Source organism: Streptomyces sp. NPDC001858 (assembly GCF_053594615.1).
The window spans coordinates 134918-155642 of the sequence record NZ_JBSFEV010000001.1 but is presented as its reverse complement, the minus strand read 5'-3'; the positions used below and the strand labels follow the sequence as shown (position 1 = coordinate 155642).

Annotated in this window: 17 protein-coding genes and 1 riboswitch; of the genes, 10 read left to right on the top strand and 7 right to left on the bottom strand. The window is 72.0% G+C overall.

All coding sequences use genetic code 11. The features are described 5' to 3' along the window. Positions 1-137: 137 nt before the first annotated feature. The 3 genes from ACWCPF_RS00755 to ACWCPF_RS00745 all read left to right on the top strand — a co-directional run bounded on the left by ACWCPF_RS00755 (position 138) and on the right by ACWCPF_RS00745 (position 2560). Positions 138-683 carry a DUF6668 family protein gene (locus ACWCPF_RS00755; RefSeq protein WP_451042805.1) on the top strand — a complete coding sequence of 182 codons (546 nt, stop codon included), beginning with the start codon at positions 138-140 and terminating at the stop codon, positions 681-683. 23 nt (positions 684-706) lie between these two features. Then, positions 707-1897 carry an amidase family protein gene (locus tag ACWCPF_RS00750; RefSeq protein ID WP_451042804.1) on the top strand — a complete coding sequence of 397 codons (1191 nt, stop codon included), beginning with the start codon at positions 707-709 and terminating at the stop codon, positions 1895-1897. Between the two features lie 72 nt (positions 1898-1969). Next, entirely contained in the window at positions 1970-2560 is a 591-nt protein-coding gene (locus tag ACWCPF_RS00745) for a flavodoxin family protein (protein WP_451042803.1), read from the top strand. 9 nt (positions 2561-2569) lie between these two features. On the opposite strand, the gene ACWCPF_RS00740 is transcribed toward ACWCPF_RS00745, so the two are convergent. The 4 genes from ACWCPF_RS00740 to ACWCPF_RS00725 form a co-directional block, all read right to left on the bottom strand. Then, positions 2570-3505 carry an ABC transporter permease gene (locus ACWCPF_RS00740; RefSeq protein ID WP_451042802.1) on the bottom strand — a complete coding sequence of 312 codons (936 nt, stop codon included), beginning with the start codon at positions 3503-3505 and terminating at the stop codon, positions 2570-2572. Further along, positions 3492-4478, bottom strand: coding sequence for an ABC transporter ATP-binding protein (locus ACWCPF_RS00735; RefSeq protein WP_451042801.1), 987 nt, complete (start codon positions 4476-4478; stop codon positions 3492-3494). Before ACWCPF_RS00735 ends, ACWCPF_RS00740 begins: the two co-directional genes overlap by 14 nt. A gap of 6 nt (positions 4479-4484) precedes the next feature. Beyond that, a complete protein-coding gene (locus tag ACWCPF_RS00730) occupies positions 4485-5819 on the bottom strand; it encodes a LolA family protein (protein ID WP_451042800.1) in 1335 nt (444 codons plus the stop codon). 281 nt (positions 5820-6100) lie between these two features. Beyond that, entirely contained in the window at positions 6101-7111 is a 1011-nt protein-coding gene (locus ACWCPF_RS00725) for a polyprenyl synthetase family protein (protein WP_451042799.1), read from the bottom strand. A gap of 752 nt (positions 7112-7863) precedes the next feature. Beyond that, a riboswitch (cyclic di-AMP (ydaO/yuaA leader) is annotated at positions 7864-8077 on the top strand. A 3-nt stretch (positions 8078-8080) separates the two neighbouring features. On the opposite strand from ACWCPF_RS00725, the gene ACWCPF_RS00720 reads away from it, so the two are divergent. After that, on the top strand, positions 8081-8563 hold the full coding sequence (locus ACWCPF_RS00720) for a transglycosylase SLT domain-containing protein (protein ID WP_451042798.1): 483 nt from the start codon (positions 8081-8083) through the stop codon (positions 8561-8563). Positions 8564-8602: 39 nt separating this feature from the next. On the opposite strand, the gene ACWCPF_RS00715 is transcribed toward ACWCPF_RS00720, so the two are convergent. After that, positions 8603-9436: an HAD family hydrolase gene (locus tag ACWCPF_RS00715; RefSeq protein WP_451042797.1), complete on the bottom strand. Its 834-nt coding sequence runs from the start codon at positions 9434-9436 to the stop codon at positions 8603-8605. A gap of 258 nt (positions 9437-9694) precedes the next feature. Between ACWCPF_RS00715 and ACWCPF_RS00710 the strand changes: the two genes are divergently transcribed. From ACWCPF_RS00710 to ACWCPF_RS00685, 6 genes are all read left to right on the top strand, one after another. Further along, positions 9695-10759 carry a GNAT family N-acetyltransferase gene (locus tag ACWCPF_RS00710; protein WP_451042796.1) on the top strand — a complete coding sequence of 355 codons (1065 nt, stop codon included), beginning with the start codon at positions 9695-9697 and terminating at the stop codon, positions 10757-10759. Between the two features lie 5 nt (positions 10760-10764). Beyond that, entirely contained in the window at positions 10765-12303 is a 1539-nt protein-coding gene (locus ACWCPF_RS00705; RefSeq protein ID WP_451042795.1) for a glycosyltransferase, read from the top strand. A 137-nt stretch (positions 12304-12440) separates the two neighbouring features. Next, the gene (locus tag ACWCPF_RS00700) at positions 12441-13196 is read left to right on the top strand and encodes a polysaccharide deacetylase family protein (RefSeq protein ID WP_451042794.1); all 756 of its coding nucleotides are present in this window, start codon (positions 12441-12443) and stop codon (positions 13194-13196) included. A 73-nt stretch (positions 13197-13269) separates the two neighbouring features. Then, the gene (locus ACWCPF_RS00695; protein ID WP_451042793.1) at positions 13270-15210 is read left to right on the top strand and encodes a hypothetical protein; all 1941 of its coding nucleotides are present in this window, start codon (positions 13270-13272) and stop codon (positions 15208-15210) included. 141 nt (positions 15211-15351) lie between these two features. After that, positions 15352-15768: a hypothetical protein gene (locus ACWCPF_RS00690; protein WP_451042792.1), complete on the top strand. Its 417-nt coding sequence runs from the start codon at positions 15352-15354 to the stop codon at positions 15766-15768. Between the two features lie 86 nt (positions 15769-15854). Next, entirely contained in the window at positions 15855-16958 is a 1104-nt protein-coding gene (locus ACWCPF_RS00685) for a glycoside hydrolase family 26 protein (RefSeq protein WP_451042791.1), read from the top strand. A gap of 27 nt (positions 16959-16985) precedes the next feature. Here ACWCPF_RS00685 and ACWCPF_RS00680 read toward each other — a convergent pair whose 3' ends face one another. Both ACWCPF_RS00680 and ACWCPF_RS00675 read right to left on the bottom strand, forming a co-directional pair. Continuing rightward, complete coding sequence (locus ACWCPF_RS00680) at positions 16986-19478, bottom strand: lipopolysaccharide biosynthesis protein (protein ID WP_451042790.1); 2493 nt, start codon at positions 19476-19478, stop codon at positions 16986-16988. Beyond that, complete coding sequence (locus tag ACWCPF_RS00675; protein ID WP_451042789.1) at positions 19471-20724, bottom strand: DegT/DnrJ/EryC1/StrS family aminotransferase; 1254 nt, start codon at positions 20722-20724, stop codon at positions 19471-19473. The genes ACWCPF_RS00680 and ACWCPF_RS00675 overlap by 8 nt, the downstream gene beginning before the upstream one ends. Position 20725 lies beyond the last annotated feature (1 nt).

Below are 20725 nucleotides of genomic sequence, written 5' to 3'. Positions count from 1 at the left end.
AGCGCTCCCGGTCCGCGCGTCACCACGACGTCACAGCATCGTTCCAGGAATCCACGCCCCGCTCCCGGGGCCGCCCCGGGACCACCGGGATCAGGGTGCGTCCCGGAGGGACGGCGACGACTGGGAGGAACACGGGGATGCGGACGACGGACGGGCAGCCGGGGCCGGAGATCTGGATCCGCGGACCGGTGGCCGCACCGGATCCGGCGTCGGTTCCGGTACCGGTGCCCGTGCCCATGCCCTACGCGTCCACCGCCTCGCCCCGGCGCTTCTCGTGGGTCGCCACGCACGGCGGGGCCGGCAGCTCCACCCTCGCCGCGGTCTACGGCGGCCACGACTGCGGACGGGAATGGCCCGGCGCCGGTGATCCCCCGTCCGTGTTGCTCGTCGGCCGTACGCACGCGGCCGGGCTGGAGTCCGTCCTGCGGACCCTGGAGGTCTTCCGGCGCGGGACGGCTCCCCAGGGGCTCGACCTCGACGCCGTCGTCCTCGTCGCGGACGCGCCGGGCCGGCTGCCGCGCCCGCTCGTGCAGCGGGTGCGGATGATCGAATCGGTGATCGACGTGTACCGCGTCCCGTGGGTGACGAACTGGCGCCTCGGCGACCTCGCCGGCAGCCCGCCGAGGGACACGGAACCGCTGTCCCGGCTCACGGGGGCGGCGGTGAGCGGGAGGGTCCGCTGAGGCCGGACAGGGCGGGCGGGCCGGTGGAGTGGCCCCCGGCCGTCGAGATCGCCGCGGACGTGCGGGCGGGGCGGCTGCGGGCCGTGGACGTCGTCGGCGAGGCGCTCGGACGGATCGCCCGCGTCGACCGTTCGCTGTGCGCCTTCGCCGAGGTGTGGGAGGAGCGGGCGCAGGGGTGGGCGCGGGCGGTCGACAAGCGGGTCGGCTCGGACGGGTCGCCGCGGTTGCAGCAGCGGCTGCCGCTGGCCGGGGTCCCGATCGGGGTGAAGGGACGTCATGGGCTGCGTGCGGCGGCACCGTTGATCGCCGCCGGATGCGTGCCCGTGGGGGCGACCGCCGTACCCGGACCCGGCACCCCCTGGCAGACCTGGGGCCTCGGCGCCCACGGCCGTACCGTCAACCCCTGGCGCGCCGACCGCACGCCCGGCGGCTCCTCGGCCGGCTCCGCGGCGGCGGTGGCCGCCGGACTCGTCCCCCTCGCGACCGGCAGCGACGGCGCGGGCTCGGTGCGCATCCCGGCCGCGTGGTGCGGCGTGATCGGCCTCAAGACGACCAACCGACGAGCGTTGCCCGGGGACCGTACGGGGCTGACCGCACCCGGGGTCCTCGTGCGGTACGCGGCGGACGCCGATGCGTGGTGGCGGGTGATGAACCCGGAGGCCGACTCCGCAGCCGGCTTCGTCGCGGGCGGCGGGGTGGTTCCGGTGTCGGCGCCGACCGCCGTCTTCTCCCCCGACCTCGGCTTCGCCGACCCCGATCCCGAGCCGCTCGCCCTGGCCCGCGCCGCCGCCGAGCGCCTCGCCGCGGCCGGCGCCGTCCGGCTGCTGTCGTCCGACGCGCCCCTGCGGCTGGCAGACCCCGCCCCGGCCTGGCTCGCGCTGCGCACCCCGGGCTCGGACCTCCGCGCGGCCGAACGCGTCCGGGAGGCGAACGACCTGCTGCTGGCCGACCTGTTCTCCCGCGCCGACCTGCTGCTGACGCCCACGACCCCCAACGCGGCGCACGGTCACGAAGGCCCCGGCGACCGCTACTCGACGGCGCTGACCTGGGCGTTCAACCTGAGCGGGCACCCGGCGATCAGCCTCCCGGCGGGGGTCGGCACGGACGGCTGTCCGGTGGGGTTGCAGGTGGTCGCGGCGCACGGCGGGGAGATGTCACTGCTGGCAGCCGCGCGAGCGTCCCGAGCCTGCATCCTCCCGAGCCGACCGCGCTGAATAAATAATTGCGCGCACATTTAATGCAGAGGCATACTATCGTCGTACGCCGACTACCTGGGGGATCGGATCATGACGACGCACCGCAGCTTCCTGTTCGTGCTGGGCAGCAGCCGGCCGGACGGCAACACCGAGTCACTGGCCCGCAAGGCCGCCGAGCAGCTGCCCTCCGACGTCGACCAGACGTGGATCAGCCTGGCCGCACACCCGTTGCCCGACTTCGCCGACCTGCGGCACGACAGCGACCACGTCCGCCCCACCGAGGGCAGCACGGCGCTGCTGCTCGACGCCACGCTCGCCGCGACGGACATCGTGATCGTCTCCCCGCTGTACTGGTACTCGGTCTCCGCGCAGACCAAGCGCTACCTGGACCACTGGTCGGGCTGGCTGCGCACGCCCGGCGTCGACTTCAAGGCGACGCTCGCCGGGCGCACCCTCTGGGGCGTCACCGTGCTCGCGGACGACCAGCCGGTGGTCGCCGACCCGCTCGTCGGCACGCTCAACAATTCGGCCGCGTACCTGAGGATGCGGTTCGGCGGGGTGCTGCTGGGCAACGGCAGCAAGCCCGGCGACGTCCTCAGGGACACGGAGGCGCTGTCGCGCGCGAAGACGTTCTTCGCCCAGGAGCCGCCGACGGCCCGCTTCCTGTACGAGACCGAGTGAGACCCGCGGTCAGGTCGTGACGTCCTTCGTCGTGAAGCGCGCCCAGGCCGCCGAGCCGAAGACGGCCGCGTAGAGGGCCTGGAGGCCGAGGTTCTTCTGCAGGTCGTCCCAGTAGACCGGCTCGCGCATGAGGTCGGCGAAGGACAGCCAGTAGTGCGAGAAGAAGTACGGCTGGAGCGCGTCGAGCTGGGGGATCTGGTCGAGGATCTGGACCGTGATCAGCAGACCCACCGTCGTGGCCATCGCCGCGATGCCGCTGGTCGTGAGCGTGGAGACGAAGAGGCCGAGCGCCGCCACGCCCATCAGGGACGCGGCGACGACCAGGGCGATCAGCAGCGCCCGGAGGAGTCCGTCGGCGAAGCCGATCCGGGTGCCGGAGATCGTCGTCAGATCGCCCAGCGGGAAGAGCAACGCGCCGACCGTCAGGGCCGACAGCGCGACCACGAGTGTGGCCGCCAGACAGAAGGTCATGACGGTCGTGTACTTGGCCAGCAGGAGGCGGGTGCGGCCGGCGGGGGCGACGAGGAGGTAGCGGAGCGTCCCCGCGTTCGCCTCTCCGGCGATGGAGTCGCCCGCGACGACGCCGATCGCCATCGGCAGGAAGAACGGCAGCGTCACGGCCAGCGCGGTGAAGACCAGGAACAGGCCGTTGTTGGTGACCTGTGAGATGAACGCCGGTCCCCCGCCGCCCCCGCCTCCTCCGCCGCCGCCACCGGGCCCGGCGGACGAGCCGTCGCTCGTCTCGATCTTCACCGCGATCCCGATCAGGATCGGCACCGCCGCCAGCACGCCCAGCAGCGCGAGCGTGCGCCAGCGTCTGAAGGTGGTCAGCAGTTCGTTGCGGAGGATTCCGAAGGTCCAGGTCCAGGTCCAGGTCCGCGTCTGGGACTGGCTCTGGGTCTGGGGCGCCGTTTCAGCCGTTTCAGCCGTTTCAGCCTGCGACATCGAAGCCCTCCCCCGTGAGTGCCACGAACGCGTCCTCCAGGGAGGCCCGTTCCACGGCGAAGCCGCGGACGCGGACGCCCGCCGTCACCAACGCGGTGTTCAGGTCGGCGAGATCGCGGTCCGGCGGCGGAGCCTCCGCGCTCACGAGATCCTCGCCGACGACGACGTCGCTCACGCCCTGCTCCTTCAGCACCCGGGCCGCGTCCGCGGGGTCCGGGGTCGTCACGACCAGCCGGCCGCGTGTCCCCGCCGCGAGGTCCGCCACCGGTCCCTGGACGATCAGCCGGCCCTGCGCCATCACCGCCGCGTGGGTGCACACCTGCTCGATCTCGTCGAGCAGGTGGGAGGAGAGGAAGACGGTCGTGCCTTCCGCGGCCAGCTCCCGGATCAGCGAGCGGATTTCGCGCATCCCCTGGGGATCGAGGCCGTTGGTCGGCTCGTCGAGGACGAGCAGTCGGCGGGGCTGGAGGAGGGCGGCGGCGAGGCCCAGACGCTGTTTCATGCCGAGCGAGTACGCCTTCGCCTTCTTGCCGGCGGCGGCCGTCAGCCCGACCCGCTCCAGCGTCGCCGTGACGCGCGCCCGCCGGGTGCGCGGGTCGGCGGTCGGGTCGGCGGCGTCGTAGCGGAGCAGGTTGTCGCGGCCGGAGAGGAAGCCGTACAGGGCGGGGCCCTCGATGAGGGCCCCGACGTGCGGCAGCACCGTGCGCGCGGCCCGCGGCATGGGTTGCCCCAGGACGCGGGCCGAGCCGGCCGTGGGCTCGATGAGGCCCATCAGCATGCGGATGGTGGTGGTCTTGCCGGAGCCGTTGGGACCGAGGAAGCCGAAGACGCTGCCGGCGGGGACGGTCAGGTCGAGGCCGTCCACCGCGAGCTGGCCGCCGCGGTAGCGCTTGGTGAGGGCGCGGGTGTGGATGACGGCGTCACCCACACCCACGCTCACGCCGTCGCCGTCGCTGTCCACGGACTCCTTCACGCCCTTCTACTTCGCCGCGTTCGCCGCGTTCACCAGGGCGTCCTTGGTGACCGCGCCGACGTAGACCTTTCCGTCGTCCGTCATCAGGGCGTTGATCAGGCGGGTGGAGTAGACGGTTCCGGAACCGAACTTGCCGGTCACCTTGTCGCCGAAGGAGTCGAGGAAGCCGCCGAAGTCGCCGCCGGCCTCGGAGCCCGAGGGCACGCCCTCGCCGCCGGTGTCGAAGGTGGTGATGGAGGTCCAGCCCTCGCCGATGACGGTGGGACCGTCGGCGCCGCCGAGATCCGACTCGAGATCCGAACCGAGGTCGTCCCCAAGGTCCTTCCCAAGGTCCTTCCCGGGGTCGTCCCCGAGGTGCTTGCCGAGGTCGTCGGGCTTGCCGGAGTGCCCGGGGGCCGGCTCCGCCGCGCCGCCTTCGTCCCAGCCGCCGGCCTCGTCGGCCTCGGTGACCTTCGCGCCCTTGGGGACGGTGAAGTCGAAGGTGTAAGCGGCGGGCTTGGCGAAGCTGATCTGGGTGAAGCCCGCGTCCACGACGGCCGCGCCGCCGCTCGCCGGGGTCAGCGTGAACTTCAGCGGCAGGCCCGTCTTCGCGTCCACGGCCACGCTGACGGCGCCGACCGTGGAACCGGACTGCTTCGGCTTGACCAGCAGCTTGTACGCGTCGCGGCCGGCGACGTGGACGGTGCCGTCGACCGTGACGGACGTCGTGTCGTCGACCGCCTTCAGGGCGTCCTCGGTGAGGTCCTTGGGCGTGGTGGGAACGGGGGTCTCGGCCTCGCCGGAGCTCTCGTCGACGTTGGCGTGGTAGACCTCGTTGGAGCCGCTGTCGTACCCCCACACGTCCTTGCCGTTGTGGATGAGGCTGTATTCGGCGGCGTTCTCCAGCAGCGAGACCTTCTGCTTGTCCGGGCCGTCGGCGGCGACGCGCAGGGTGTGCGTGCCGGAGGCGAGCTCGGTGAGCTTGGCGGACGGATCGGCGGACGATCCGTCACCGCCCTGCTCCGCGAGGCCGGAGAGAAGACCGCTCTCCAGCCCGCCGAGGTCGGGCAGCCCGAGATCCGTGCTGATCTTCACCGTCCCGGACAGCTGCTGTACGTCCGAGGCGGCGATCTTGTCGAGGAGCTGTTGTGCGGTGATCTTCGGCAGGTCGGGGTCGCCGGAGTCGGCGAGCGCCGGGACCAGTCCGATCGTCGCCGCCGCGACACCGATCACGGTGACCGGGACGACGTACCGCACTGCCTTGCGCCGGCCGAGGCGCAGCTCGTCGGCGTCCCCAGCGGTCGCGTCCCCACCCGTCGCGTCCCTGCCGGTCGTGGTGTCGTCGGATGCCTTCGGTGCCATGTGTGCCTTACCTCCGTCGTCGGCGGCGGCTGGTCATCTCGCGCTGAAGTTCCCCACCCCGAGCCGCCATTCTCACCCGAATCGGTGAGGAGTGGTGATTTCCGTGGTTCCCATCTGACCAAATCCACGCGCCGGAAGCGTCAACCCGAGGACTCAACTCCACGTACACCTCCGGTATGACACAACCCCGCCGAGACCACGCCTGCCCCGTAGGGGTCGGCAGGGTGGAGGGCAGGGTTGGCCGGGGGGAGGGCGGGGTCGGCAACCGGGAAGGGTGGGGGTCAGCCGGCTCGGTGGACCACGGCGTCGCAGAGTTCCATCAGCGCCGCCTTCGAGTCGCACTCCCGCAGCGGCGCCAGCGCGGCCCGCGCGTCCTTCGCGTAGCGCACCGTGTCCCGGCGGGCCTGCTCCAGCGCCGGGTGGGCCCGGAGCGCCTCCAGGGCCTCGGCGAGCCGGGCGTCGTCGCTCAGGTCGGAGTCCAGCAGCTCGCACAGCGCGATGTCCTCGGGCAGCGACAACCGCGCCGCCCGCTCCCGCAGCCGCAGCACCGGCAGCGTGGGAACGCCCTCGCGAAGGTCCGTCCCGGGCGTCTTTCCCGACTCGTGCGAGTCGGAGGCGATGTCCAGGACGTCGTCCGCCAGCTGGAAGGCGACGCCCAGCCGCTCGCCGTACTGCGTCAGCACGTCGACGACCGTCTCGTCGGCGCCCGACATCATCGCCCCGAAGCGGCAGGCGACCGCGACCAGCGAGCCCGTCTTGCCGCCGAGCACGTCGAGGTAGTGCTCGACCGGGTCGCGCCCGTCCGTGGGCCCGGCCGTCTCCAGGATCTGTCCGGTGACCAGCCGCTCGAACGCCTCCGCCTGCACCCGGACGGCCTCCGGCCCGAGGTCGGCCAGGATGTGGGAGGCGCGCGCGAAGAGGAAGTCACCCGTGAGGACGGCGACGGAGTTCCCCCAGCGGGCGTTCGCGCTGGACACCCCGCGCCGCACCTCGGCCTCGTCCATCACGTCGTCGTGGTACAGCGTGGCCAGATGGGTGAGCTCGACGACCACGGCCGACGGCACGATCCCCGGCGCGTACGGGTCCCCGAACTGCGAGGCGAGCACCACGAGCAGCGGCCGGAACCGCTTCCCGCCCGCCCGTACGAGGTGCTGGGCGGCCTCCGTGATGAACGGGACCTCACTCTTGGTGGCCTCGAGCAAGCCTTCCTCGACAGCCGCCAATCCGGCCTGGACATCGGCTTCCAGAGCCTGGTCCCGCACGCTCAGCCCGAACGGCCCGACGACGGTCACGAGGGGTCTCCTGTCTGGTGGTGTCTACTGGCGATTACGCGGTTTGTCGATAGGTCGCTGCCATCACTCAAGTCAGCGTATCCGGTCACGTTTCGATCACCGATAGCCCCCACGTCCCGCAGGCTCGAATGGGCCCGCCGGAGAGGCGTCCCGCCGGGCCGGCCGACGCCGGATCCGGCCCGTTATGTTTCTGATCAGCCCATATGAACGAACACCTATCGAGTTACCAGGTAGTAGTGATTCATGTCCGTCGGGTGATCCAGGGGCGCCCCACGACCGTTTCCCGCCACGCCCGCCGCGCCCGCCGCGCCCGCCGCGCCCGGCCCGCACCCCCGCACCCACCCTCGCGCGCCCACCCCCACACCCGCTCCCGCGCCACTTGTGTCGCCGGACCGCTGGAGTTCGTGAGCGACAAAATGGACAGACAGGAACACAAAGGAGCAAAGTGCGGCGGATTTCAAGCCCGCCCCTTTGCTGCTCCTTTAACTATGACTTGGGATTAATGCCCGATTCGCCAGTCTTGTGATTGCCGGTGAGTTGGCTCACTCTCGACGCCGACCCGACGCCGGGGCGACCCCCGCGCGCCATGCGCCGTTCCCCGCACCCCTCAAGCAAGTTGAGGCTTTGCACCCACAAAGGATCAAGCGCCCCATAGGCCACAGATCAAGGTCAATAGGGGTGATCTATGAATTCGCTACTTGTTTCGGACATGTGCTCTCGCATACGTTCCCGGCCTGTCGGGCGGACGCCGAATCCTGCCGCCGCCCGTTACATCCATCGAGAACCGCACGGCAGGAGCGGGGGAACCAGGTAGGCCGCCGAACCGCAATTCAGGACGTCTTGGATTTTCAGGATGTTCTGGACACATCGGTACGGCTTGGGGTGAAGTCGCGTCCGTCAGGACGCGGCCGGGCAACTCCCGCCCGAACCCGACAGCTCACCTCGCAGGCGCCGGAGAGGAAATTCGTCATGTCCGCTGCCGCTCAGCCGCGCCGCGCCCGCCGTACCCGTCTCGCCCGCACGCTCGCCGTCGCCGCCACCGGCGCGGCCGTGCTCGCCCTCCCGATCATCGGCTCCACCACCGCCTCCGCGGCGACGCCGACCGTCACCACCGCCTCCAGCCTCGGCTACGCCAACAACCTCGACGGCTGGATCCGCGCCTCGCTCCACGTCATGGCGCAGCACGACATCCCGGGCACGTACAACGGCATCTACCGCAACGTCATCCGCGAGTCCTCCGGCAACCCCAACGCCATCAACCTCTGGGACTCCAACGCGGCCGCGGGCATCCCGTCCAAGGGGCTGCTCCAGGTCATCGACCCGACCTTCCGCGCCTACCACGTCCCGGGCACGTCGTGGAACTCCTACGACCCGGTCGCCAACATCACCGCCGCCTGCAACTACGCGGCCGCGCGCTACGGCTCGATCGACAACGTGTTCGGCGCGTACTGACAGCACCGTTCACCTGCGGTCGCATAGCGGCACCCCGACTTACGGGAACATTCGTTCGAGGACGACGGCCACGCCGTCGTCCTCGTTCGACGTCGTCACCTCGTCGGCCACGGCCTGGAGCTCGGGGTGGGCGTTGGCCATGGCCACACCGTGCGCGGCCCAGTCGAACATCGGGATGTCGTTGGGCATGTCCCCGAACGCGACCGTGTCCTCGGGACGCAGACCGAGGTGTTCGGCGGCCAGGGCCAGGCCCGTGGCCTTCGTGATCCCGCAGGGCTGCAGCTCTACCGTGCCCGGCCCCGACATCGTGACGGTGGCGAGCGAGCCGACCACCGAGCGGGCCGTCGCCGCCAACTCGTCGTCGGACAGGGTGGGATGGCGCAGCAGCACCTTGCTGATCGGCTCGCACCACAGGTCGTCGCGGCGGCCGACGCGCAGGGCGGGCAGCGTCGGGTGCGGCATCCGGTAGCCCGGCTCGATGAGCGTCAGTCCGTCGACGCCGTCCTGGTCGACGGCCGCGTACAGCTGCCCGACCTCCGCCTCGATCTTGCCGAGCGCGGTCTCCGCCAGCTCCCGGTCCAGGGTGACCGACCACAGCAGCCGGTCCGCGCCGGCGTCGTACAACTGCGCGCCCTGTCCGCACACCGCGAGCCCCCTGCTGTGGAGGCGGTCGAGCAGCGGCCGCACCCGGGGCGCGGGCCGTCCCGTCACCACCAGGTGGCGTGCGCCGGCGGCCGCCACCCGCGCGAGCGCGTCGAGCGACCGGTCGGAGAAGGTGTCGTCGCCGCGGAGCAGCGTTCCGTCCAGGTCGGTGGCGATCAGGGAGTACGCGGGGTACGCGGAGCGCGCGGGAGATGCGATGGGTGCGGCCATGATCAGAGAATACGGATCCCGCGCCCCTCGGGTTCGACGCAAACCGAACGACGGCCAGGTCCTGTCGTGTTCTGCCAACTCCCCTTTAAAAGAAACGGCTTTCTGCCACGTTGCCAGGTAGCGGACGGTTAAAGGCCTCTGCACCGGTTGGCAACAACATGGGACGCTACCTACCGCGACGCCCGGGTGGAGCGGTACCGTCCAGGTGTCCAGGGGGGACTTGATCGGGGGGTCAGGTTGAGCAGTGGGCGCATTCGTGTGCTGAGGCCGCAGGACCTCGGCGAGGGGGAGAGGGAGCGGTGGCGCGCGCTGCGTGCCGCGTCGACGCTGCCGCGAAACCCCTTCATGGAACCGGAGTTCACCGACGCCGTGGGCCTGGTGCGGCCACGCGCACGTGTGGCGGTGGTGTACGAGGGGCGCGAGCCGGTCGGCTTCCTGCCCCACGAGCGGGGCAGGCTCGGCCAGGGCCAGACCCTCGCGTACGGCGTCTCGGACGCCCAGGGCGCGGTGCTGGCCCCGGGCCTCGGACTGAACGCCGCCGAACTGATGCGGGCGTGCTCCCTGACGAGCTTCGCCTTCGACAACCTGGAGGCGGAGCAGGGGCTGTTCCTGCCGCACGCGGCGGCGGAGTACGCCGCCTATGTCATCGACGTCGAAAAGGGTTACGAGACCTATGAGTCCGTACTGCGCGCGCAGTCGCCGAAGTTCCTGAAGACGACCCTCGCCAAGGAGCGCAAGCTCGGCCGGCAGGTCGGGGAGCTGCGGTTCGTGTTCGACGAACGCGACCCGGCCGCGCTGCGCACGCTCATGGCGTGGAAGTCCGCGCAGTACCGCAGGACCGGCCGCCGGGACCGGTTCGCCCAGGAGTGGATCACCCGGCTCGTGGACGTGCTGGCCGAGACGCGCGCGCCGGAGTGCGCCGGCACGCTGTCCGTCCTCTACGCGGGTGAGCGGCCCGTGGCCGCGCACTTCGGACTGCGTTCGTCGACGGTCCTGGCCTGCTGGTTCCCGTCGTACGACCCGGAGTTCGCGAAGTTCTCGCCCGGTCTCGTGCTGCATCTGCGGATGGCCGAGTCGGCCGCCGCGGAGGGGATCGGCCTGCTCGACCTGGGGCGCGGCGCGGCCGAGTACAAGGACTCGCTGAAGACCGGGGAGATACCCGTGTTCGAGGGAGCGTGGACGCGTCCGGGGGTGGGCGCCGCGCTCTACTGGCTCAGCCGTGAACCGTCCCGCCGCGCGCACCACTTCGTGCGCAACCGGCCGAGGCTCGCCGCGACGGCCGCACGGACCTTGAAGAGCGCGGGCCGGCTGCGCCGGTCGTGACGATCATGGAACCAGGGGGGCTCGTGTTCCGCGCAAGAGGTGTGCCGCACGCGGTCGTGCGGCAGGAGATAGAGAAGTTCCTCGACATCCGGCCGGTGCAGATCGCCGAGCTCGAACTGGACGACGGGGGCGTGCTCAAACCCGGCCCGGGCAGCCCGCCCCTCACGCACGGCGAGGTGTTCGTGCTGGTCAGGAGGGGCGGACGGCCGGTCGGGACGCTTCTCGGGCACGTCTCGGAGGGCGCCGACCCGAAGGCCGTGCTCATGGATCTCGCCGCTCGCGCAGTGGCCGCGGCGGTGCCGGGGCCCGCGGATCCGCCCGCGCCGGTACCGGGGCCGATGCCGATACCCACGTCGGTGCCGATACCCACGTCGGTGCCGACGCTCGTGCCGTCCACGACCGTCGTCGTCGCCACGCGCGAACGCACCGAGAAGCTCGCCCACGCGCTCGACTCGCTCCTCGCCCAGGACCACCCCGACTTCGAGATCCTCGTCGTCGACAACGCGCCCGTCACGGACTCCACCCGGGAGCTGATCGAACACAAGTACGCCGAGCGCGTGCGGTACGTGGCCGAGCCGGTGCCCGGTCTCGCCGTCGCGCACAACAAGGGCGTCGAGGCCGCGCACGGCGAGGTGATCGCCTTCACGGACGACGACGTCGTCGCGGACCCGCGCTGGCTCACCGAGCTCACCGCGCCCTTCGTCGCCGATCCCGGGCTCGGCTGCACCACCGGCCTGATCCTGCCGGCCCGGCTGCGCACCCCCGCCCAGGTCCTCCTGGAGAGCCACGGCGGCTTCGCCAAGGGGTTCACGGCACGCACCTACGACCCGCACGACCCGCCCGCCGACGAGCCGCTGTTCCCCTTCACCGCGGGCCGCTTCGGCTCCGGCGCCAGCATGGCCTTCCGTACGGAGGTGCTGCGGGCGGTCGGTGGCTTCGACCCGGCGACGGGCGCCGGCACGCGCGCGCGTGGCGGCGACGACCTCTACGGGTTCGTCCGCGTCCTGGCCGCGGGCCACCGGCTGCACTACACGCCGCAGGCCCTGGTCTGGCACCACCACCGGGAGACCTGGCGGGACCTGGAGACCCAGGCGTACGGGTACGGCGCCGGCCTCACCGCCTACCTCACGGCGATCCTCGTCAACCGCCCCGGCCTGCTGCCCGCCTTCCTGGCCCGGCTGCCCCGCGGCCTGGCACACGCCCGCACACTGACGGCAAGCCGGGAGGCGGGGGGCGGGTCGGAGCGGGTGGAGGGTGCGCCGGGAGGCGTGGAAGGTGCGTCCGGGGGCGTGGAGGGTGTGTCGGGAGGCGTGAAAGGTGCGTCCGGGGGCGTGGAGGGTGTGTCGGGAGGCGTGGAACGTGCCTCGGGGGGCGTGGAGGGTGCCTCGGGGGGCGCGCCCGGCGGCCACGACGACCGGACGCACGCCTGGCCCGGACGGCTGTCCCGACTCCAACGGCGCGGCATGCTCTACGGCCCGCTGGGCTACCTACGGGCCCGGCTCGCGCTGCGGGGCGCTGCCCGATCGAGCGGTGCCGCGCGATGACGGGGGGCGCGCACAGAGCTGACGCGGGCCGCGGGGGCGGCAGGGGCCGCGCGGGAGGCGCGGGCAGCGCGAAGGGGGGTGCAGGCGGGGTCGGCGGGGTCGGCGGCAGTATCCCCGTGTTGCTGTATCACGCCGTGATGGAGGATCCGCCTGGCTGGATCGCCGAGTTCACCGTCAGCCCGAAGCAGTTCGGCGCGCATCTGGACGCCGTCGTCGACAGCGGACGTACACCCGTCACGATCACCGCGCTCGCCGACCACCTCGCCGGGCGGGCGCCGCTGCCGCCCCGGCCGGTGCTGCTCACCTTCGACGACGGCTTCGCCGACCTGCCCGGCGCGACCGCCGAGGCGCTGGCGGGTCGGGGGCTCTCCGCCACCGCCTATCTCACGACCGGCGCCATCGCCCCGGGCGGGCGCAGCCTGCTGCCGCCCGCCCCGATGATGACGCTGGCGCAGGCCGCGCGGCTGGAGCAGTACGGCATGGAGGTCGGCAGCCACACCGTCACGCACGCGCAGTTGGACACGCTCGCGTCCCGGGCGCTCACGCACGAGCTGCGGGCGTCGCGCTCGGTGCTGGAGGACGCCCTCGGCCACCCCGTCCGCCATCTCGCCTACCCGCACGGCTACAACAGCGGCCGGGTGCGGCGCATGGCAGCCGCCGCGGGCTACGAGACGGCCACCGCCGTGCGGCACGCGCTCAGTTCGGACCGCGACGAGCTCTACCGCATCGCCCGGCTCATCGTGCGCCGCGGCCACACCCTCGCCGACGTCGAGGGCTGGCTGGCCGGCTCCGGCGCCCGGGTCGCCCCGTATCGCGACGGGCCGAAGACGGTCGGCTGGCGGTGGTACCGCCGCGCCCGCGCCGTCGCGCGGGGGCCGATGTTCGCAGGTTGAGCAGGGTTCGACGATTTTGATGTGAAAAGAAGAGAAAATTCCTATAGTTAATGCGAGGGAGGGGAGCCTCGACGTGCCATCACACGTGCCTGTACCGAGCACCGAGAGCAGCGAGCTGCCCACCCCCGAGCTCTCCACCGGACCGGGCGGTCCGTCCCCGGCCGAACGCGACGAACGTGACGGCCGCGACGACCGCAACGACCACGGCTCGCGGCGGAGGTGGCGGATCCCGCGCCGTCCGCCGGTCGCGGCCCCGCTGACCCTGCTGCTCGCCACCGGGCTCTGGGTGTACGCGCTGCCCCGCGTCGGCTTCCGGGAGATGGGCGACTACGGTCTGCTGGACCGTCTCCCGGCCGCCTACTACCTCTCGCTGCTGGTCCTCACGGCGGGCTTCGTCCTGAGTCTGCGGCGGGCGGGCACCGCGCCCTGGTGGCCGGCCGCGCACTGCGCCGCGCTGCTGTTCGCGCTCAAGGCGCCCCCGGCGGTGCTTTACGACGCGGTGCGCTACCCGTGGGCCTCCAAGCACGACGCGATCGTCAACACGCTGCTCGCCAACGGCGAACTGCGGCCCGGCGCGTCGCTCTCGGGCAACATGTCCGCCTACGACCAGTGGCCGGGGTTCTTCACCCTCAACGCGGGCCTGGTGCGGGCCTTCGGCGTGCAGAGCGCCGCCGCCTACGCCAACTGGGCGCCGATCGTCGTCGGCCTGCTGATGATGCCGGTGCTGGTCCTGATCTACCGCACCTTCTGCGAGGACTGGCGGCTGATCTGGACCGCCGTCTGGATCTTCCAGCTCGCCAACTGGGTGGGCCAGGACTACTTCGCCCCGCAGGCGCTCGCCTACCTGCTCCATCTGACGGTCCTCGCAGTGGTGCTGCGGCACTTCGTGCGGCCGGGCTCCGCCGGACGGCTGCGGGACCGCACCTACCTCGACCCGGTGGCCGCCCCCGTCCCACCGCCCACGGGGCCCAGGCAGCGCGCGGTGTGCGTGGTGATCCTGGCCCCGCTGATCGCCGCCATCAACGCCACGCACCAGCTCACGCCGGTGATGCTCACGATCTCGCTGCTCGCGCTCAGCTTCACCCGCCGCTACCGCAACTACGGGCTGCTGGTCGTCACCGCGCTGCTGATGCTCACCTGGGACCTGACCATGGGGCGGCCGCTGTTCGTCGAGACGCTCTCCACCATCAAGAAGTCGATCGGCGAGCTGACGGAGAACTCCCGCGCGGGCTACGCGGGGCAGCTCACCGGCCCCGGCCCCGAACTCGCGGGCACCGCCAACGTGGCGATGGTGCTCGCCGTCGCCGTCCTCGCCGGGGCCGCCGTGGTGCTGCGACGCCGGCTGACCCGCAGCGCGCTGCCGCTACTGCTGGTCTCCGTCGCCCCGGTGCCGCTGTTCGCCGTCAACGACTACGGCGGCGAGATGCTCTTCCGCGTCTATCTGTTCGCCCTGCCCGGTGGTGCCTTCTTCGCCGCGGCCGCGCTGGTGCCGGCCGTCGCGGGGACCCGCCGCAGCCGGGCGAGGGCGCTGCGGCGCAAGGTCGCGGCCGTCGCCCTGCCTGCCGTCCTGCTGGTGCTGCTGGCCGGCTTCCTGCCGTCGTACTACGGCAAGGAGAAGATGTTCTACACGCCGCCCGAGGAGACCGCGCTGGTCACCAAGACCCTGGACGACGCACCGGACGGCTCGCTGATCCTCGCCACCAGCGGTTCCTTCCCGCAGGCCCTCCACCGCTACGACCGACTCGATCACTGGTTCTTCGCCGAACAGGCGCTGCCGGAGAACGAGAAGATGCTGGAGGATCCGGCCGCCTACCTCGCCGAAGGGATCCCGCCGGGCGAGAAGGCGTATGTCGTCCTCACCCGCACCCAGGACATCTACACCGCCGGAGAGGGTCTGCTGCCGCCCGGCGGCTTCGAGACGCTGCGATGGAAGCTGTCCGTCTCGCCGCTCTTCCGGACCATCGAGAGCCATCCGTACGGCGTCGTCCTGGAGTACCGCCCAGCCACTCCGTGACCGACCCCGATGACTGATCCCCAGGTGATCGAAGTGACGACCACGAACTCCGCGGACACCGACAGCCTCGACAGCGCCGAAGGGAACGCGGGCGCAGGAAGCGCAGGGGGCGCAAGAGATGCCACGGGCACAAGGGGCGCCATGGGCAGAAGGGTCACCTCGACTCACCTCAGGGTCCTCGTCGCGCTCTCCGGCTGGCTCGCGCTGGCCGCCACCGCCGTTCCCGGCCCCTCTCCGCTGCGCTGGATCCCGGTCCTGCTGTTCATCCTGTTCGGCCCGGGCTGCGCGGCGCTGTATCCACAGCCCGGCGGACTGGCCTCGGGCGCCCGGCTGGAGGCCATCGCGCTCGCCGCGCCCGTCAGCCTCTCGCTCGGCGTGCTGACCGCCACCTCGCTGTTCCTGGTGCAGGGCTTCTCGATGACCGCTTTCCTCGTCTCGCTCGCCGGTTTCACCACGATCACCGCGGCCCTGCCGGGGCTGCCGCTGCCTGCCGCCCGGCGCGGCGCGGTCGAACGGGCCAAGGTCAGGCGCCGGCCGTCCGGCGGTAGTGACATATGACGGGCCGGCACCGGCAGCGCGGACCACGCCAGCAGCCGTCCGACTTATACGAGGTGGGAGACAGCGAGGTGAGGGAGGTGCGGGAGATGGGAGGCGCGAGGCGCGGCTACACGGCCGTGGTGCTGGTGGCGGTGGCCGCGCTGATCGCCGGGCTCGGCATCTGGGCCAGCCGGCCCCAGGATCCGGAGACGAACGCGGACGCCCTGCCCGACAACGCCGCCTCGGGCGAGCTGCCCACCGGTCCCTGCGCCCCCACCGACGCGCTGATCCCGCCCTGCGGCGCCTGGTGGGGCGCCGCCGTGCCGTACGCCGAGAACGGCTCGCTCAAGGACGCCGTGCTCGGCTTCGAGAAGAGGATCGGCCGCAAGCTCGACCTCGTCTACAACTACCACGACATGTCGGGCACCAAGCTCGACGGGGAACTGCTCACCCCCGAGGAACAGGAACTCGGCGAGGACCGGCTGCTGATGCTCGCCTGGGAATCCACCGTCTGGACCGAGCCGCACCACGAGAACTGGACCGAGACCCAACTCGGCTGGAAGAACATCGCCTCCGGGAAGCTCGACAAGAAGGTCCTGGATCCGCAGATCCAACGCATCAAGGCCTACGGCAAACGGATCTTCCTCTCCTTCGACCAGGAGACCGACGCCCGCATCAAGGAGGGCGCCGGCACCCCGGCGGAATTCGTCGCGGCCTACCGCCATGTGCGCGACCGGTTCCGTGAACTGGGCGCCGACAACGTCGTCTGGGTGTGGACCGTCTCCGGCTACCTCGGCAGCGCGGCCGACATGAAGGCGCTCTACCCCGGCGACGAGTACGTCGACTGGATCGCCATGGACCAGTACAACTACTACCAGTGCCACGGCACCACCGACTGGAAGGACTTCCTGCGCAGTCAACAGCCCAGCTACGAGTGGCTGCGCGCGAACATCAGCGACGAAAAGCCCGTGATGCTCGCGGAGTTCGCCACCGCGCCGGACGCCGACGCCCCGCAGCGCCAGCGCGACTGGTACACCCAGATCCCCGCCGCCGTGAAGAAGCTCCCCGAGGTGAAGGCGCTGGTGCACTGGAACCAGCCGACCTCCGAGCGCGCCGCGTGCGACCTGACCGTCAACAAGGGCCCGGGGCTTGAGGGCTACCGCGAAGCGGGCAAGAACGGCTACTTCCACCAGCCGATCCCCTCCCGCTGACAACAGCCATAGCCCGCTTGAGGCGCGTCACGTCGGCGGCCGTCCTGCCGACAGCCGTCGCGTCGGCAGCTCTTCCGCGGTCTCCTTCCTGCTCCCGCTGCCGTTCCCGTCGGCGGCTTTTCCGTCAGCAGCAGCGGCAGCGGCGGCGGCAGCTCTCCTGGCGGTAGCGCTCCGCGCCCGGTCGGCTGCGGCCGCCTTCGCACGGGCTCGGGCGGAAAGCGATGCGACGACCGCCGCGACCACTGCCGCAAGGACCAGGACGACGAACACGGGCACGGCGATCGGCGCAAGCTCCTGCCGCCACACCCAGCCGCCCAGCGCGAGGAGATAGAGGACCCCCCAGCGCCCCGGCCACGTCAAACGCCTGCCCACGCGCGTGAGGAGCAGCCACAGCGGTATGAGGGACAGCAGCTGCGCGACCGGCGGTGCCCAGCGCAGCAGCGGCTCGGGCCCGTCCAGCCCCACCCCGTCCGCGAGGAGACGGGCCGTCTGCGTGTACAACGTCCCACCCACCGGCGTCGGTTCCCAGCCGAACGCGACGGGTACGGCGTACAGGGCGAGCAGGGCCGAGCCCAGCGCCGTCCCCGGCAGCCACGCGCCGCGCGCGGACCGCAGCGTCACCGAGCCGACGAACACCACCAGCAGCAGGCCCCCCGCGACGAGCCCCGCGAGCGGCAGCGCCGCCAGCAGTTGACGCCCGGTCAGTACGTCCGCGGACGGGCCGTCGAACCACGGCAGATCGCGCAGCGCCGCCCAGTAGACGCCGGTGGCCACGGCGAGCAGCCCCCACAGGACGCCCGCCGTCCACCGCTCCCTGGCCGATGTCCTGGTCGGGGTCCTGGCTGGTCTCCCGGCCGGAGCCGCGACCCGGGCCTCGGCCGACGCGTCTCGGTCCACCGCACCTTCCCCGATCAGCGCGGCCTGCCCCTTGCTCTCCTCCTCCGCCCCGGATCCGTGCGGCGGGCGCACGATCAGCGCCAGGGTGTCCGCCTGGAGCGCCTCGCGTTCGTACCCCGGCCGTCCTATGAACAGCGTGACCGTGTCCTCGTCGATGCCCTCACGCTCGTATGCCGCCCGGCGGGCCCAGTTCGTGCCGTAACCGGCCGTGCCATACCCGGCGGTGGCGTTCAGCCGCGCCCAGCGGGTGCCGTAGGCCGGGGCGACGTCGGACCGGCCGGCGGGCAGACGGTCGGTCCGGCGCAGCGCCGAGCGCAGACCGAAGGCGGACACGACGGCGATCAGGGTCATGCTGAGCAGCACCGCCCAGCCCGCGCCCGCGATCCCGGTCGGCGCGAACAGCACGGCCGCGCTGCCCAGCACCAGCGTGCACATGGCGCCCTGGAGCGCGGCGAGCATCCCGGTCCGGCCCTGCACGCGCAGCACCCCGATGTAGAGCTCGACGACGACCCGGGGCAGCGCCCCCGCCGCCAGCAGTCTCAGGACGGTGGTGCCGTGTTCCGCGTAGTCCTCGTTGAACGGCAGCAGGATCTGCGGGGCGAACAGCACCAGCACCAGCACCACCGGCACCAGCAGCAACGTCATCCGGCGCAGCGCCCCCCGCACCCCGTCGGCGAGATGGCGCGGGTCGTGCGAGGCGTGCGCGGTGAGCGAGGAGGCCATGTTGATGGCCATGAACTCCATCGTGCCGCCGACGGTGTACGCCACGTAGAAGTAGCCGTTCTCCGCCGCGCTGAAGCGCACGGCGACCATCACCGGCAGCAGGTTGATCATCGCGAGGCTGAACAGCGCGCCCAGCGAGTCCCCGGCCAGGAAGCGGCCCATCTCGCGCAGTTGCGGAGGTTCCAGCTCGCGGTCGGCGGCGGCCTGGCGCGGAATCAGCCGACGGAAGATCAACCAGCCCAGCGGCAGCGTCGAGAACGCGATCGCGACGGCCCACGACACGAAGATGCCGAGCACCGGCAGCGCGGTCGCGAAGAAGATCAGCAGGATCAGCTTGCCGATCGAGAACACCGCGTTGCCGACGGGCACCCACCCCGATCTGCGCAGCCCGGTGAGCACCCCGTCCTGCAGCGTGAGCAGCGCCCATGCCACGCACGCGACGACGAACGTCGCCCCGGCGGCCGCCGTGCCGAGCGGCGCGTACGTCGCCCCCCACAGATCGAGAGTCAGCAGGAAGACGAACGCGGCGACGGCGACGACCACCGAACTGACCGCGTAGGCCCGCCACACCAGCGAGCCGGTGGCCCGGCCGGCCCGCGGCACGAAACGGACGACGGCCCCGATCATCGTCGTCGCCGTGATGCTGGCGAGCAGCCGCATCGCCGCGATCGCGGCCGAGCCCTGGCCGACCGCCTCCTCGGAGTAGTAGCGCGCGGCCACCAGCCAGAAGCCCAGGCCCAGCACGGCGGAGACGCCCGTGCTGAGCATCAGGAAGTAGGCGTTGCGGAACAGCGAGTCGGAGCCGCGGCCGGCGTCGGCCGACGTCGGGCCGGTCGTCTCCTTTCCGGCGGCCGGCGCCGACGGCTCGGGCGCCTGGATCTCGGCCTGTGTCTCAGCCACGGGTCGGCTCCAGCCCTCCCGGCGCCTCGGCCGGCCGTATACCGGATTCCTGGAGCACCTCGACGACCTGTCTTGCCCGCAGCGGATCCACGGGCAGCGCGTGCCGGGCGAACCAGCGGGCGCCGGCGGGATCGGGCGAGGGGTCGGTGAAGGCGGGACCGGCGTAGTCGTCCAGGGGCGGGTCATAGAGATACCCGACGACGATGCCCCGCCGTGCGAGCGCCGCCCTCGCGGCATCCCGGTCGGCGACGAACAGGGGCACCCGGAACAGGGGTTGGACGCGATCGGCACGGGGTGGGCCGGGCTGTGCCCACGGTGCGGACGACAGCAGTTCCGTGCCCGCCCGGCAGGCGGCCAGCACCTCGTCCAGCCGGTCGAGCCTGCGGGCGATGCGGCCCGCTCTCAGCGGTCCTGAACGCAGCCGGTAGTCGTGCATGTCGACGCGGATCCACGCATCGTGCGCGGCGAGGTCCGGCGCGGCCTCGACTGCCGCGGTCAGCTCGGCCGGCCGCAGCGGCATCCGGATCCCGTCCCGTTCCATCAGCCCGAGCAGTCGCATCGTGGCCCAGGCGGCCCGCCGCAGCCGAAGCCCCCGCACGGTCGCCTCCGCGTACGGCCGGACGGTGTAGGCGAGTTCCGCCGTGAACCGCCCCGGCAGCAGCAGGTCCTCGCAGGTCTTCTCCAGGGCCTCGCGCAGCCCCGGGTCGGCACAGGCCAGGAAGCCCCCGGCCTTGGCGCCGACATGCTTGGACAGGCTGAAGACGGAGGCGTCGCCCCAGGCCCCGACCGGGCGGCCACCCACCTCGCTGCCGATCGCGTGCGCCCCGTCCTCGAACAACGGGATGCCCAGCGCGTCGCACTTCTCCCGCAGGCGCGGCGTGTCGTCCGGATTGCCGTACAGATTCGTCGTGAGCACGCCGGACAGCGAGCCCCAGACCTCGTCGGGCACCGCATCGACGTCGATCGACGCGTCCAGCGGGTTCAACGGCGCCTGCACGGGCCGCAGTCCGGCCGCGAGCACGACGAAGAAGATGACGTCGTCGTTGACCGGCGACATCAACACGCGTCCGCCGGGCGGGCACCAGTGGCGCAAGGCCACGAAGAGCCCGAATCTGCACGACGGCACGTACACGCATTCCCGGCCGAGTCTGTCGCGCATGGCTGCTTCCAGCCGCATGACTGCTTCCAGCCGCTTCGGCCGTGAGCCACGCCGCGCCGACCCGAGGCCGGCCTCCCCTATGGCCATC

Excerpts from the sequence above, each read along its gene's own strand:
- ACWCPF_RS00685 (WP_451042791.1), top strand. The coding sequence starts at position 15,855 with ATGGGAGGCGCGAGGCGCGGCTACACGGCCGTGGTGCTGGTGGCGGTG.
- ACWCPF_RS00700 (WP_451042794.1), top strand. The coding sequence starts at position 12,441 with ATGGAGGATCCGCCTGGCTGGATCGCCGAGTTCACCGTCAGCCCGAAG.
- ACWCPF_RS00740 (WP_451042802.1), bottom strand. The coding sequence starts at position 3,505 with ATGTCGCAGGCTGAAACGGCTGAAACGGCTGAAACGGCGCCCCAGACC.
- ACWCPF_RS00705 (WP_451042795.1), top strand. The coding sequence starts at position 10,765 with ATGGAACCAGGGGGGCTCGTGTTCCGCGCAAGAGGTGTGCCGCACGCG.
- ACWCPF_RS00755 (WP_451042805.1), top strand. The coding sequence starts at position 138 with ATGCGGACGACGGACGGGCAGCCGGGGCCGGAGATCTGGATCCGCGGA.
- ACWCPF_RS00715 (WP_451042797.1), bottom strand. The coding sequence starts at position 9,436 with ATGGCCGCACCCATCGCATCTCCCGCGCGCTCCGCGTACCCCGCGTAC.
- ACWCPF_RS00690 (WP_451042792.1), top strand. The coding sequence starts at position 15,352 with ATGGGCAGAAGGGTCACCTCGACTCACCTCAGGGTCCTCGTCGCGCTC.
- ACWCPF_RS00720 (WP_451042798.1), top strand. The coding sequence starts at position 8,081 with ATGTCCGCTGCCGCTCAGCCGCGCCGCGCCCGCCGTACCCGTCTCGCC.
- ACWCPF_RS00745 (WP_451042803.1), top strand. The coding sequence starts at position 1,970 with ATGACGACGCACCGCAGCTTCCTGTTCGTGCTGGGCAGCAGCCGGCCG.
- ACWCPF_RS00675 (WP_451042789.1), bottom strand. The coding sequence starts at position 20,724 with ATGGCCATAGGGGAGGCCGGCCTCGGGTCGGCGCGGCGTGGCTCACGG.
- ACWCPF_RS00730 (WP_451042800.1), bottom strand. The coding sequence starts at position 5,819 with ATGGCACCGAAGGCATCCGACGACACCACGACCGGCAGGGACGCGACG.